Genomic DNA, 14,590 nt, shown 5'->3' on the forward strand with positions numbered 1-14,590 from the left:
CAAAGGCAATCATTGCCGCCCTTGGCCGGGTATGGAATAAGGAAGCGAATGAATGGCAACGGCAGATCTTCTCTCCATGGATAACAAGCGCAACGCAGACAAGCAAAAGGCGCTCGACAGCGCCCTGGCCCAGATCGAACGGCAATTCGGTAAGGGCTCGATCATGAAGATGGGCGGCGACAATCCGATCGCCGATATCGAGGCGACCTCGACCGGGTCGATCGGGCTCGATATCGCGCTTGGCATCGGTGGCATTCCCAAGGGCCGCGTGGTCGAGATTTACGGGCCCGAAAGCTCGGGCAAGACCACGCTGACCCTGCATTGCGTGGCCGAGGAACAGAAAAAGGGCGGGGTATGCGCCTTTGTCGATGCCGAACACGCGCTTGACCCCATCTATGCGCGCAAGCTCGGAGTCGATCTTGATGAGTTGCTCATTTCGCAGCCCGATACCGGCGAGCAGGCGCTCGAGATCGTCGATACGCTGGTGCGCTCTGGCGCGGTAAGCCTCGTGGTGGTCGATTCGGTGGCCGCTCTCACGCCCAAGTCTGAGCTGGAAGGTGAGATGGGGGACAGCAGCGTCGGCGTGCATGCCCGCCTGATGAGCCAGGCGATGCGTAAGCTGACTGGCTCGATCAGCCGCACCAAGTGCACGGTGATCTTCATCAACCAGATCCGCATGAAGATCGGCGTTATGTTCGGCAGCCCCGAAACCACGACCGGCGGCAACGCGCTGAAGTTCTATAGCTCGGTGCGGCTCGACATCCGCCGTATCGGTGCGATCAAGGATCGCGACGAGGTGGTCGGCAATTCGACGCGCGTCAAGGTGGTCAAGAACAAGGTGGCCCCGCCCTTCAAGCAGGTGGAATTCGACATCATGTATGGCGAGGGCATTTCCAAGACCGGCGAACTGCTCGACATGGGGGTCAAGGCGGGCGTAGTCGAGAAGTCCGGCAGTTGGTTCAGTTACGGGGACGAGCGTATCGGACAGGGCCGGGAAAACGCCAAGACCTATCTCAAGGAGCATGCGCATATCGCGCTCGCCATCGAGGACAAGATCAGGGCCGCCCACGGGCTCGACTTTGACATGCCTGATGCGCCCGATGAAGATGGCGATGACATCATGGAAGGGTGACCACAGCGATCCCATGCAAAAGGCCCGAGATGTCATTCTCGGGCCTTTTTTCTTGCGGTGGACATGCGGCGATGGCCCGGCTAAATCTGCACAGACGCTGGCCACCCCATGCCCCGGAAAGAGATGCCCATGCCCACGCTGAATGAAGTTCGTTCGACTTTTCTCAATTTTTTCGAACGCAATGACCATCGGATCGTTGACAGCTCTCCGCTGGTGCCGCGCAACGATCCGACGCTGATGTTCACGAATTCCGGCATGGTGCAGTTCAAGAATTGTTTTACCGGGGTCGAGCATCGCGACTATTCCCGCGCTGCGACAAGTCAAAAATGTGTGCGGGCCGGGGGAAAGCACAACGATCTCGACAATGTGGGCTACACCGCGCGCCACCACACTTTCTTCGAGATGCTGGGGAATTTCAGCTTTGGCGACTATTTCAAGGAGCAGGCGATCCCCTATGCTTGGGATCTGTTGACCAAGGATTTCGGGATCGACAAATCCAAGCTCCTGGTGACGGTCTACCATACCGATGACGAGGCGGCGAATATCTGGAAGAAATACGCAGGCCTGAGCGATGACCGGATCATTCGCATCGCGACCGATGACAATTTCTGGTCGATGGGGCCGACCGGTCCCTGCGGCCCCTGCACCGAAATTTTCTATGATCATGGACCCGAGATCTGGGGTGGCCCTCCGGGCAGCGCCGAGGAGGACGGTGATCGGTTCATCGAAATCTGGAACCTCGTTTTCATGCAGAACGAGCGGTTTGCCGACGGCACGCAGCGCGACCTTGACATGCAGTCGATTGATACCGGCATGGGGCTGGAACGGATCGGTGCGCTGCTGCAAGGCAAGCATGACAATTACGACACCGACCTGATGCGCCACCTGATCGAGGCGAGCGCCCACGCCACGAGCGCCGATCCCGACGGGCCGGGCAAGGTGCATCACCGGGTGATCGCCGATCATTTGCGGTCCACGTCCTTTCTCATTGCCGACGGTGTGATGCCCTCGAACGAAGGGCGCGGCTATGTGCTGCGTCGGATCATGCGTCGCGCGATGCGGCATGCGCATATTCTGGGTGCCAAGGATCCGGTCATGCACCGGTTGGTGCCCGCGCTGGTGGCGCAGATGGGGCAGGCCTTTCCAGAACTGGGCCGGGCGCAGGCACTGATCGAGGAAACGCTGCGGATCGAGGAGACGCGGTTCAAGCAGACGCTCGATCGCGGCTTGCGGTTGCTCGACGACGAATTGGCGCACCTGCCCGAAGGGGTGGCGTTGCCGGGTGGGGCGGCGTTCAAGCTCTACGACACGTTCGGATTTCCGCTCGATTTGACGCAGGATGCGCTGCGCGAGAAGGGGCGCACAGTCGATACCGACGGGTTTGATTCCGCCATGGCTGAGCAAAAGGCCAAGGCGCGCGCCGCGTGGTCTGGGTCGGGTGAGGCGGCGGATCAGGCGATCTGGTTCGACATCGCAGAGGACAAGGGCACCACCGATTTTCTGGGCTATGACACTGAGATCGCCGAGGGCCAGATTGCCGCCGTCGTTTCCGACGGCGCGATGATCGGGGCGGCGGGCAAGGGAGAGACCTGCCAGATCGTCCTCAACCAGACCCCGTTCTATGCGGAATCTGGCGGTCAAGTGGGCGATTCCGGCTCGCTTGAGACCGAGTCCGGCCGCGCGCGCATCACCGACACGAGGAAGGTCGCCGGGGTCTTCATCCATTTCGCCGAGGTCGAGACTGGCGAGATCAAGAACGGGCAGGCGGCCAAACTGGCCGTTGATCACGCCCGCCGCAGCGCCATTCGCGCCAATCATTCGGCCACGCACCTGTTGCACGAGGCGCTTCGCCGGGCGCTTGGTGATCACGTGGCGCAGCGCGGCTCGCTCAATGCCTCGGACCGGCTGCGCTTCGACTTCAGCCATGCCAAGGCGCTCAGCCCCGAGGAAATGAACCGGGTCGAAGCCGAGGTGAACGCCTATATCCGGCAGAACGCGCCCGTCGAGACGCGGATCATGGCCCCGGACGATGCGCGAGATCTGGGCGCGCAGGCGCTCTTTGGCGAGAAATACGGCGATGAGGTGCGGGTCGTGTCCATGGGCATGCTCGACGGGTCCGGCAAGGGCAGTGACGGTCGCACCTATTCGATCGAGCTGTGCGGTGGGACCCATGTGCGCCAGACCGGTGACATCGGCACCTTCGTGGCGCTTGGTGACAGCGCGTCGAGCGCAGGCGTGCGCCGGATCGAGGCGCTGACCGGGGCGGCGGCGTTCGACTATCTCAGCGGTCAGAACGCACGGCTGGCACGGGTCGCGGGGGATCTCAAAACCCGGCCCGAGGATGTGCCCGAGCGGGTGAAATCGCTGATGGAGGAGCGTCGCGTCTTGGCCAACGAGGTGGCGCAGCTGCGTCGTGATCTGGCGATGGCAGGCGGGGCAGGGCAGGGTGAAGCCGTTGCCGCGCGCGACGTGGGTGGAGTTGCGTTCCATGCGCAGGTGCTTTCGGGGGTGCAGGGCCGCGATCTGCCGCCGTTGATTGACGAACACAAGGCGCGGATGGGTAGCGGTGCGATCTTGCTTATTGCAGATACCGGCGGCAAAGTGGCGGTTGCGGCGGGTGTCACCGATAACCTGACGGCGCAGCTTTCGGCGGTCGATCTGGTTCGGGCGGCGGTGGCGGAACTGGGCGGCAAGGGCGGCGGTGGCCGGCCCGACATGGCCCAGGGCGGCGGCAGCGATATCGGCGGGGCAGATGCTGCGATCAAAGCGGCAGAGGGGGTTCTTACCTCCTGAGGAGGATGAATGCGCGCCTATATTATCGGACGGATCACGGTCAACGACCCGCAGGACTACCAAGCCTATGCCGATCAGACCGTGGCCCTCGCCGAGAAGTTTGGCGGGCGGTTTCTGGTCAAGGGCGGTGAGCAGACCGCCCTTGAGGGCAACTGCCCCGAGCGCCATGTGATCATCGAATTCCCTAACCGACAGGCAGCGCTCGACTGGTACCGCTCGGAGGAGTATCGCCGCATCCTGCCGCTGGCACTGTCGTCGAGCAGCCGGGACATCGTCATCGTCGATGGCATCTGAACAGACAGGAGATCACCTTATGCCCGCCCTATGGATCGCCCATGTGACCGTCACCGATGACGCTGCCTATGGCCGCTACGCGGCTCTTGCGGGACCTGCCATCGCAAAGCATGGTGGCGCCTTCATTGCGCGAGGCGGACGGTATGTGCAGATGGAGGGCAAGGAGCGGGCGCGCAACGTGGTTGCGCGTTTTCCCAGCCTCGAGGCTGCGGAGACCTGCTATCACAGTCCCGAGTACCAGGAGGCGCTCGACCATGCGCGCGGTGCGTCGGAACGGGAATTGGTGATCGTGGAAATCACCGACTAGGCTGGTCGCTGCAAACCGTGGCCCTAACTCCTCTTGCGAAAGGAGTTTGGGATGCGGTTGTTACTTTTTATCTGGCTTGCTGCGAGTGCTACCTGCGTCACGGCGCAGGGGCTTGACGCGCTGAAACAGCCGGGGGTCGTTGCGCTGATGCGGCACGCGCTTGCGCCCGGAACGGGAGATCCGGCAGGGTTCGCGGTCGACGATTGCAACACCCAGCGCAATCTGGATGCACGGGGACGCGATCAGGCGCGAAGCACTGGCGATGCGCTGCGCGACGCGGGTGTCACCTTTGATCAAGTCTGGACCAGCCAATGGTGCCGGGCACGCGACACAGCTGTATTGATGGAGATGGGAGATGTGGAGGAAAAGCCACCGCTCAATTCCTTCTTCGCCGGGCGTGGCGACCGCGCGGCGCAGACAGCAGCAGCTCTCGATCTGATCGCGGAGTTGCCCGAGGGTGATCGGCTCTTGATCGTGACGCATCAGGTGAACATCACCGCCTTGACCGGGCGTGGCGTGGGCTCAGGTGAGATTATTGTGACCCGGCGCAAGGGTGACGGGCTTGAGATGGTCGATCGGTTTCTCGTCGCCCCATGAGCGCCTAGCGTTTACCGTAATAGAGCCCGACGACATGCTCTGCCTCGGCGAAGAACAGCCAGCGGGAAGCAGTTATGCCTGCGACATGGGCAAGAACCGCGACGAGCGCCAGCATATGCGAGAACGGCACCAGCAGGAGCGCGACGGGTAGCACATAGCCTAGCCCGAAGGCGATGCCTCGCAGTTTCATCGCGTGTTTGCGCCCGACCTGATGCACCATCTCGCGCATGAGGTAATTGGTGCCGGTATGGGGCGGCTCGAAGGCGCGCACGGTGCCAATGCTGCCAAGCCCCGTCGCCGTCGCCGTGTCGGTGCCCGAGGCGGCGAAGGCCCCGTCGCCGCGCACCCACCATAGAATTTGCAGCACGCCGGCAATGGGAAAGAGGATCAGCGCGGCGCTGATTTCCCCGGCCAGAAGGGCCCCACCCCCAAGCGATATCGCGATGAGCAGCGCCGGAGTCAGGGGTGTATTCCAGCGCGGCACGGTTTTCATCTGCGTGTAAATCATCGAGGTGGTGAAAACCGTGGCGAGCGACAGCAGGGCTCCGACCCAGCCAAGCAACGCCAGCCGCGTGTCGAAAAACACCAGCCCCGCGCCATAGGCGGCCATGACCAGCAGGGACGCGACCGCACAGACGCCTTCGCGCGACAGCCAGCTAGAGCGCCATTGGCTGAACGCCTTCCACGCGCGTTCGGGGTGGCCGAGGTGAAAGGTCGAGGCCATCAGCCCGCCCACGGCGAGCGCATAGGCAATGGCGAAGAAGGCGAAGGCGACCCAGCCGGTGACCGCAGGCAGGCCAAGGCCCAGCCAGATCAGCAGGCCGAAGCCAAGCCCCGAGAGGGTGGTGAAGACGATGACGGACGGGGCGGGATGCATCAGATTTTCTCCAATGTGCGGTCGAGCCAGCCGAGAAAGCCCTTGGGCTCGTCCATCACCGGCTCCAGAAACGGGGCGAGGATGTCGATATCGCCTACCGGTTTGGGCTGGTCGAGCGAATCCTTGGGGCGGGGCGGCAGGTATTGGTTGACGGGCTTGGTGCCCTGTTCGGGCATGAGATCCATACCGCCGCGCTCTGCCACAAGCTGGCTCACGTCGCTGTCGGGATCACCCAGATCACCGAAATGACGCGCGTTCGACGGGCAGGTGCGCACGCAGGCCGGCACGCGGTCCTCCTCGGGGAGGTTGTCGTTGTAGATGCGGTCGACGCAGAGGGTGCATTTTTTCATCACCCCCTCGGCCTGATCCATCTCGCGCGCGCCATAGGGGCAGGCCCAGGCACACAGCCCGCAGCCGATGCAGTCGCTCTCGTTGACCAGAACGATGCCGTCCTCAACCCGCTTGTAGCTGGCCCCCGTCGGGCAGACGGCGACGCAGGGCGCATCCTCGCAATGCAGGCAGGATTTGGGGAAATGCACCAGTTGTGCCGCGGGGTGAGGCATGGCCGAGGTCGCCAGCGGCTGCACCTCGTAGCTGTGCACGCGGTTGAGGAAGGTACCCGAGGGATCGGCGCCGTAGGGGTCCTGATCGGAGAGCGGCGCGCCATAATTCTCGGTGTTCCAGCCCTTGCAGGACACCACGCAGGCATGGCAGCCGACGCAGGTGTCGAGGTCGATGACGAGACCGAGTTTGCGGGTCGTGGTTTCGGGAAGCGTGGTCATGCGGGGCGCTCCTCAAGTATGTGGGGGCGGGTGCTCACTGGCTCTTCGCGGGTCTTGTCCCATGTGGCAATGAACCAGATGAACGAGCCGACGCCGAAGGCAATAAATGCGAGAATGGCGAGCAATGTCAGGGTCTTGCCGCTCATTCGCCAACCTTCCATTCGAGTTGGTCGGGGCCTTTCCCGACCGGCGATTTGATCGGCGCGAAGGCGGGTTGCGCCTCTGCCAGGGCGGTGGATTTCTCGATATTCACCCGCAGATCGAACCATGCCGCCTGCCCGGTGATCGGATCGGAGTTGGACCAGCGCAGCCCATCACCCTTTGGTGGCAAGAGCTCGTGGATCAGGTGGTTGAGCAGGAAGCCGCGCGTCGCCTCGGGCGCATCCTCGGACAGCGCCCAAGCGCCCTTGCGCTTGCCGATGGCGTTCCATGTCCAGACGGTGTTTTCATTCAGCGCCGCCATGTGGGCGACCGGCACCGTGATCTCGCCATGCGCCGAGGTGATGCGCGCCCAATCGCCGTCGGCAAAGCCGTGTTCGTCCCAGAGTTTGGTCGGCAGATAGAGCGGGTTCTGCCCGTGGATCTGCCGCAGCCAGGCGTTTTGCGTGCCCCAGGAGTGATACATTGCCATCGGGCGCTGTGTCAGCGCATGCACCGGGAATTCCTCGGTATCGACGCTGCTATCCTCGAAGGGCGGATACCAGATCGGCAGCGGGTCCATCATTGATTTGATCCGCGCGCGCAGGTGATCGGGCGGTTGACGATCGCCATGCCCCTCGGCTGCCAACTGGAACTTGCGCATCGGCTCGGCGTAGAGATCGAAGATATAGGGCTGCGGTTTGTCGAATATGCCCATGCCGACGGCCCAATCCTGATAGGCCATGTTCCACGGCTTGTAGTAATTCGCGCCCTCGGGGATGTGGCTGACGAAAAAGCCGCCGTTTTCAATATAGCGGTCGATCTGCGCCGGGTTGGGCGCGCCACGGCCCACGTCCTCGCCATTGCCGCGAAAACCGGCGAGCGGGCCGATCCCCGGCTTGCGCTCATGATTGACCATGTAATCGGCGTAGTCTTGATAGCGCGGCGTGCCGTCCTCGGCGGTAAAGCCTGGCAATTTCAGCTTGTTGGCCAGTTGCACCAGCACCGTCTGAAAGCCGCGCACATCACGGTCGGGCTCGATTACCGGCCAGCGGATCGCGTCCGCCGCTGCGTCTGCCTCGCAGATAGGGCGGTCGAGCAGCGAGATGCAGTCGTGCCGTTCCAGATAGGTGGTGTCGGGCAGGATCAGGTCGGCATAAGCGACCATTTCCGAACTGTAGGCATCCGAGTAGATGATGCGCGGGATGACATAGTGTCCATTCTCATCGGTGTCCGTCAGCATCTCCATCACGCCGCGCGTGTTCATCGAGGAGTTCCACGACATGTTGGCCATGTACATGAAGAGCGTGTCGATCTTGTAGGGGTCGCCCGCATGGGCGTTGGAGATGACCATGTGCATCAGCCCATGCGCCGACATCGGGTTTTCCCAGGTGAACGCCTTGTCGATACGGGCGGGACTGCCGTCGTCCTTGAGCGCGAGGTCCTCAGGGCCACGCACGAAGCCCAGATGCGGCCCGTCGAGCGGCTGACCGGGCGCGTATTTGCAATGCGGCGTGGGATGGGCGCTGACGGGTTTGGGGTAGGGCGGCTTGAAGCGGAACCCGCCGGGCACCTCGACCGTGCCGAGGATGATTTGGAGCACATGCAGCGCGCGGGCGGTCTGGAAGCCATTGGAATGGGCCGATATTCCACGCATGGCGTGAAAACTGACCGGGCGGCCGGTCATGGTCTTGTGGGTCTCGCCGCGAAAGTCTGTCCATTCGTGATCGAGGGTGAAGGCCTCGTCAAAGGCCACGCGCGCGATCTCGGCGGCGATGCGGCGGATCTTGTCTGGCGTGATGCCGCAACGCTCGGCCACCGCCTCGGGGGCGTATTGCGGGTCGAGGTAACGCTCGGCCATCAGGTGCATAACGGGGCGATGTGTGATCCCGTCCACCTCGTGCGTGGCGCTCAGATCGGGGCGCACGCCCGGGGCGTCGAACGCGGTGAGCTTGCCGGTGGTGCGGTCGATAACTGTCGGTTTTCCGTCGGTATCGCGTAGGAAAAGCCCGTGCTCGGGCGAGTTGGGATCGGCGTTCACCAGAACCGGCGCGTTGGTGTAGCGAGCGAGGTAATCGAGGTCGATCTTGCCCGCGCGCATCAGCTCATGGATCAGCGACAGGATGAAGAGGCCATCGGTGCCCGGCGTGATGCCGACCCAATCGTCGGCCACGGCGTTGTAGCCGGAACGGATCGGGTTCACCCCTATCACCCGCGCGCCACGCGCCTTGATCTTGCCGATTCCCATCTTGATCGGGTTGCTGTCATGGTCTTCGGCCACACCGAACAGCATGAAGAGCTTGGTATGGTCCCAATCCGGCTGTCCGAATTCCCAGAACGCGCCGCCCATCGTATAGATGCCGCCAGCTGCCATGTTGACCGAGCAGAACCCGCCATGCGCCGCGAAATTCGGCGTGCCGAAATTCTGCGCCCAGTAGCCGGTGAAGCTCTGGCTTTGATCGCGCCCGGTGAAGAACGCAAGCTTGGAGGGGTCGGTCTTGCGGATCGGCTCCAGCCAGTCGCAGGCGATTTGCAGCGCTTCGTCCCAGGAAATTTCCTCGAACTCCCCCGAGCCACGGGGGCCCACGCGCTTCAATGGCGCGCGCAGGCGCGAGGGGGCGTTGACCTGCATGATCCCCGCCGAGCCCTTGGCGCAGAGCACTCCCTTGTTCACCGGATGGTCGCGGTTGCCCTCGATATAGGCCACCTTGCCGCCCTTCATATGCACGTTGATCCCGCAGCGGCAGGCGCACATGTAACAGGTCGTCTTGCGCACCTCGTCCGAGACATGGGGAGAGGTGTCGATGCGTGGCTGATGATGCGTCATGTCAGGCCTTTGTCCTTGGTCGGCGTCACGTTAGGGCAGACGAAGTCTGGCCGCGACCGTTTTCTGAGATCTTTGCATTTCCTGAACATCCGTCTTGGAAATCCCGAAGACAGCGGTTCAATGTTCCTGTTTTCATGGTGGTGGTACATTCAAGAGATGCAGCGCATCGGCGGCGATCATGCGTTCCTCCTGCGCGGGTACGATCCAGCCGGTGATGGTCGACCCCTTGCTGTGAAGGCGTGTTTCACTGCGGGTGTTCGCCTCCTCGTCAAGCTGCGCGCCGAGCCATGCGAGGCCCCGAAAAATGCGCGCCCGGATGGGGCCCGCGTTTTCGCCGATGCCACCGGTGAAGGCCACGGCATCGACCCCCTGCATTGCCGCGATCAGCGATCCGGCATGGCGGATGGCCCAGTAGCAGAAGTGATCTATGGCAAAGCGCGTCTCGGGTGTGTCCGCCTCCATCAGTGCGCGCATGTCCGACAGCCCGCCCGAGAGGCCACGTAGCCCGCTTTCTTTGTTCAAGAGATGATGCGTCGCCGCGATCCCGTCTTCCTCGGCGAGGCGCAGCAGGGCATTGCCGTCAATCTCGCCGGTGCGGGTGCCCATGGTCAGCCCGCCAAGCGGCGAATAGCCCATGGTGGTGGCCACCGATTGCCCGTCACGGATGGCGCAGACAGAGGCCCCGTTGCCGAGGTGAAAGGCGAGCAGGCGCGTGGGCAGCACCGCGCCGATCAGGTCCGGCATGTGGCGCACCAGCGAGGCGTAGGAGGTGCCGTGGAACCCGTAACGCCGGATGCCGCGTGCCTCGATCCCAGTGGGCACGGCATAGCGCGCAGCCACCTCGGGGTTTGCCGCATGAAAGGCGGTGTCGAATGTAGCGGTTTGGGCCAAGCCGGAGGCAAGGCGCGCCAGCGTCTTGATGGCGGCAAGATTATGCGGGTTGTGCAGCGGCGCGAGCGCCGAACAGCGGTCAATCGCCGCGATCACCTCGGGCGTGACGAGTGCCGGTTCGGTCAGTTCCGTACCGCCATGCACCACGCGATGCGCAGCGGCGCGAAAGCGGGTGAAGTGCAGGCCGTTCGCCTCCAGTCCCGCAAGCACCGCTTGCAGCGCGCTTTCGTGATCCGGGAAACTCTGTGCTGTCTTGACGCTGTCCAGTTTCAGGTGGCCCGCACCACCGATACCATCGGCGATCCCGGTCAGCGTCTCGGTCAGATCGCTGTCGAATACCGCGAGTTTGATCGAGGAGGATCCGGCGTTCAGGACCAGTATGAGATCGCTATCCGCCGGATCGCTCATTGCCTCAGACCTGCTGCTCGCGCATGTCAGTGGCGTCGATTCCGGAGACGGCGACGGGTTTCTTCATCGCGTCGCGGCGGAACGGGTCGCCGAGTTCCTGGTTAAGCAGCACTTCAATCAGCGTGGTGGTGTTGTTCTCCATCTGATCCTTGATCGCCTGATTGAGCGCGTCGGTGAGCGCATCCATCGTCTTGACCTGCACGCCCTTGAGGCCGCAGGCCTGCGCGATGCCGGCATAGGAGACCTTCTGGTCAAGCTCGGTGCCGACGAAGTTGTCGTCGAACCACAGCGTCGAGTTCCGCTTTTCAGCGCCCCATTGGTAGTTGCGGAAGACGATCTGCGTGACCGGCGGCCATTCTTCGCGGCCAATCGCGGTCAACTCGTTGACGGCGATGCCAAAGGCACCATCGCCAGCAAAGCCCACGACCGGCACGTCAGGCTGGCCGATCTTGGCGCCGACGATGGACGGCAGGCCATAGCCGCAGGGACCGAAAAGCCCCGGCGCGAGGTATTTGCGCCCTTCCTCGAAGGACGGGTATGCGTTGCCGATGGCGCAGTTGTTGCCGATATCCGACGAAATGATCGCCTCTTTCGGCAGTGCGGCCTGAATGGCGCGCCACGCCATGCGCGGGCTCATCCAGTCGGGCTTGTCGGCGCGGGCGCGCTCGTTCCAGTTGGTGCCAGGGTCATCCTCTTCGTGATCCATAGAGGAGAGCTGCTGCGCCCAAGTGGATTTCGTCTGTGCGATCAGGGCCTTGCGCTCATCTCGGCCCGCGTCGCCCGCGCTGTCGGCGAGGGTGCCGAGGATCGAGGTCGCGACTTTTTTGGCGTCGCCCACGATGCCCACGGTGACCTTCTTGGTCAGGCCGATGCGGTCGGGGTTGATGTCGACCTGAATGATCTTGGCGTCCTTGGGCCAATAGTCGATGCCATAGCCCGGAAGGGTGGAGAACGGATTGAGCCGGGTGCCGAGGCAGAGCACGACATCGGCCTTTGCGATCAACTCCATCCCCGCCTTGGAGCCGTTATAGCCCAAAGGTCCGGCAAACAGCGGATGCGAGCCCGGGAAGGCGTCATTGTGCTGATAGCCCACGCAGACCGGCGCATCGAGACGCTCGGCCAGTTGCCGCGAGGCGTCGATGCCACCGGCCAGAACCACGCCCGCGCCGTTGAGAATGACCGGAAATTTAGCCTCGCTCAGCAGCTTGGCGGCCTCGGCTATCGCCGTCTCACCGCCCGACGGGCGCTCGAATTCGACAATGGCGGGCAGGTCCACGTCAATGACCTGTGTCCAGAAATCGCGGGGGATGTTGATCTGCGCCGGGGCCGAGGCGCGCTTGGCCTGAAGGATCACGCGGTTGAGTGTTTCGGCGATGCGGGTGGGGTCGCGCACCTCTTCCTGATAGGCGACCATGTCCTCGAACAGTTTCATCTGCTCTACCTCCTGAAAGCCGCCCTGACCGATCGTCTTGTTGGCGGCCTGCGGGGTCACGAGCAGAAGCGGCGTGTGATTCCAGTAGGCGGTTTTTACGGCGGTGACGAAATTGGTGATGCCGGGGCCGTTCTGCGCGATCATCATCGACATCTTGCCGGTCACGCGGGTGTAGCCGTCGGCCATCATGCCCGCAGAACCCTCATGCGCGCAGTCCCAAAAGGTGATTCCCGCCTTGGGAAAAATATCCGAGATCGGCATCATGGCTGAGCCGATGATCCCGAAAGCATGTTGGATTCCATGCATTTGCAGGGTTTTTACAAAGGCTTCTTCGGTGGTCATCTTCATGGGCGTGATCCTTCGGGTCGGGCGCAATCCGGCGCCGGGAATGACTGATTGCTGTGAGCCTAGCCTTGGGGGCAGGGTGTTTCTAGGGCCAGACACATCTCTCAGATAAGTCCAAAAGTGCAAATTAATGAGAACAAAGGTATCAGTAATTGAATTAAGTCAGACAGGAAGTTTACTCACTACACATGAAGTGTTAGCCGGAATACTCAGACATTAAAGAGTAAATTTATAAAACGCCTCCTTCGCACTCTATTCCGGGCAATCCGCCAATTCGCGTGCCAGGAGCGTAATGCCGGGAGCGATGCGCTCGGATGGGATTGAGGAATAGGCGAGGCGGTAGAAATTACGCGGGCGGCGCTTGCCATGAAAGAAGGGCGCGCCCGGCTCCACGAGCACGCCGCGCTTGCGCAGGCGCGCGTCGAGCTGGCCCATGTCGATATGAGCGGGGCCCTCCATCCATATGGACGAGCCGCCAAATACCCCGCGCCCGGCGACGTCGAGCCCGTGCGCTGCGAGTGCCTCCTCCATGACCTTGCGGCGGCGGGAAAAAACCTGCCCCATGCGCCGCACCAGGCTGTCGTAATGGCCGAGCGACAGGAAATAGGCCGCCGTGCGCTGAATATGGCCCGGCGGGTGCCGCAACACGGAGGCGCGCAGCGCGCGGCATTCGCGAATAAAGGCTTTTGAGCCAACGAGATATCCAAGGCGCAGGCCCGGAAAGATCGACTTGGAGAAGCTGCCGACATATATCACGCGCCCCTCGGTATCGAGGGATTTGAGGGCGGGTAAAGGCGCGCGGAGAAAGGAAACTTCGAACTCGTAATCATCCTCGACGATCAGCGCGCCCATATCCGCCGCCTTGGCCAAGAGCGCCTCGCGGCGGGCGCGGGGCATCGTGGCGTTGGTGGGGGCCTGATGGCTGGGGGTGGTAAAGATCACGTCGGCCTGATCCGGCAGCGCCTTGGGGGGCAGACCATCGCGGTCGACGTCCACGGGGGTCAGATGACAGCGCGATTGCGTGAGAATATCGCGGAGCGCGTGGTAGCAGGGGTTCTCGATCACCGCTGTGCGGCGCTGTGTCAGCAGCACCTGCGCGGTTAGCCAGAGCGCGTTTTGTGCCCCCATTGTCACAAGGATTTCAGAGGGTTGTGCCAAGATTCCGCGACGCGGCAAGGTGTGGCGGGCGATGAATTCAATCAGTTCGGGATCGTCCTGATCGTAGTAATCGGCCGTCAGCGCCTGAAAATCCTTTTGTCCGAGCGCGCGCAGCGCGCAGTGCCGCCAGTTGGTGTGATCGAAGAGCGCCGGATCGGTCTGGCCATAGATGAACGGGTAGGGATAGCGCGCCCAGTCCTGCGGCTTTTCGGGGGTGTCGCCGCCGGTGAAACGCCGCCCCAAAGCGCGCGACCAGTCGATTGTGTCGGCGCGAGGCGTCGGGGCCGTGAATGCAGGTGGTTCCGGCGCGTTTTCAGACACATAGTAGCCGGAACGGTCGCGTGCTTCGAGATAGTCATTGGCCTGCAACTCGGTCAGCGCGAGGGTCACGGTGATCCGGCTCACCCCTAGATGGGCGGCGAGTTTGCGCGAGGAGGGCAGCTTTTCGCCTTTGCGGAACCGGCCTGAGAGAATGCCCTGCGCGATCATCTGCTGGATCTGCGCCTGCAAGGTGCCCTCTGCCTCGGGGGCGAGAAAGAATGTCTCAACCGGAATCGCCATGGGGCAAGAGTAGGCTGGACTTATGACTTGCGCAATCTGGTCCGAATG

12 protein-coding genes are annotated in these 14,590 nt (G+C 62.7%); 5 read left to right on the plus strand and 7 right to left on the minus strand.

The genetic code is table 11. The features are described 5' to 3' along the window. Positions 1 to 52: 52 nt before the first annotated feature. The 5 genes from recA to BMX04_RS02185 all read left to right on the plus strand — a co-directional run bounded on the left by recA (position 53) and on the right by BMX04_RS02185 (position 5,123). On the plus strand, positions 53 to 1,132 hold the full coding sequence (gene recA / locus BMX04_RS02165; protein WP_074784801.1) for a recombinase RecA: 1,080 nt from the start codon (positions 53 to 55) through the stop codon (positions 1,130 to 1,132). Positions 1,133 to 1,261: 129 nt separating this feature from the next. Further along, positions 1,262 to 3,925 carry an alanine--tRNA ligase gene (gene alaS, locus BMX04_RS02170; protein WP_074784802.1) on the plus strand — a complete coding sequence of 888 codons (2,664 nt, stop codon included), beginning with the start codon at positions 1,262 to 1,264 and terminating at the stop codon, positions 3,923 to 3,925. Between the two features lie 9 nt (positions 3,926 to 3,934). Continuing rightward, a complete protein-coding gene (locus BMX04_RS02175; protein ID WP_050661865.1) occupies positions 3,935 to 4,219 on the plus strand; it encodes a DUF1330 domain-containing protein in 285 nt (94 codons plus the stop codon). Between the two features lie 19 nt (positions 4,220 to 4,238). Beyond that, positions 4,239 to 4,526 carry a DUF1330 domain-containing protein gene (locus BMX04_RS02180; protein WP_074784803.1) on the plus strand — a complete coding sequence of 96 codons (288 nt, stop codon included), beginning with the start codon at positions 4,239 to 4,241 and terminating at the stop codon, positions 4,524 to 4,526. 51 nt (positions 4,527 to 4,577) lie between these two features. Next, positions 4,578 to 5,123, plus strand: a complete 546-nt coding sequence (locus BMX04_RS02185) for a histidine phosphatase family protein (protein WP_074784804.1) — start codon at positions 4,578 to 4,580, stop codon at positions 5,121 to 5,123. A 4-nt stretch (positions 5,124 to 5,127) separates the two neighbouring features. Here BMX04_RS02185 and BMX04_RS02190 read toward each other — a convergent pair whose 3' ends face one another. The 7 genes from BMX04_RS02190 to pdxR form a co-directional block, all read right to left on the minus strand. Beyond that, the gene (locus tag BMX04_RS02190) at positions 5,128 to 6,000 is read right to left on the minus strand and encodes a dimethyl sulfoxide reductase anchor subunit family protein (protein WP_074784805.1); all 873 of its coding nucleotides are present in this window, start codon (positions 5,998 to 6,000) and stop codon (positions 5,128 to 5,130) included. Next, a complete protein-coding gene (locus BMX04_RS02195; RefSeq protein WP_074784806.1) occupies positions 6,000 to 6,782 on the minus strand; it encodes a 4Fe-4S dicluster domain-containing protein in 783 nt (260 codons plus the stop codon). Before BMX04_RS02195 ends, BMX04_RS02190 begins: the two co-directional genes overlap by 1 nt. Then, on the minus strand, positions 6,779 to 6,928 hold the full coding sequence (locus BMX04_RS19300) for a hypothetical protein (RefSeq protein WP_175477311.1): 150 nt from the start codon (positions 6,926 to 6,928) through the stop codon (positions 6,779 to 6,781). Before BMX04_RS19300 ends, BMX04_RS02195 begins: the two co-directional genes overlap by 4 nt. Further along, positions 6,925 to 9,747, minus strand: coding sequence for a molybdopterin oxidoreductase family protein (locus BMX04_RS02200; protein ID WP_074784807.1), 2,823 nt, complete (start codon positions 9,745 to 9,747; stop codon positions 6,925 to 6,927). The genes BMX04_RS19300 and BMX04_RS02200 overlap by 4 nt, the downstream gene beginning before the upstream one ends. Before the next feature lie 132 nt (positions 9,748 to 9,879). Next, positions 9,880 to 11,046: an acetate/propionate family kinase gene (locus tag BMX04_RS02205; RefSeq protein WP_074784808.1), complete on the minus strand. Its 1,167-nt coding sequence runs from the start codon at positions 11,044 to 11,046 to the stop codon at positions 9,880 to 9,882. Between the two features lie 4 nt (positions 11,047 to 11,050). Continuing rightward, positions 11,051 to 12,826, minus strand: coding sequence for a sulfoacetaldehyde acetyltransferase (gene xsc, locus BMX04_RS02210; protein ID WP_074784809.1), 1,776 nt, complete (start codon positions 12,824 to 12,826; stop codon positions 11,051 to 11,053). Between the two features lie 249 nt (positions 12,827 to 13,075). After that, the gene (gene pdxR, locus BMX04_RS02215; protein WP_074784810.1) at positions 13,076 to 14,542 is read right to left on the minus strand and encodes a MocR-like pyridoxine biosynthesis transcription factor PdxR; all 1,467 of its coding nucleotides are present in this window, start codon (positions 14,540 to 14,542) and stop codon (positions 13,076 to 13,078) included. Between the last annotated feature and the right edge of the window lie 48 nt (positions 14,543 to 14,590).

The sequence above is a fragment of the Roseovarius tolerans genome, assembly GCF_900109855.1.
Taxonomy (GTDB): domain Bacteria; phylum Pseudomonadota; class Alphaproteobacteria; order Rhodobacterales; family Rhodobacteraceae; genus Roseovarius; species Roseovarius tolerans.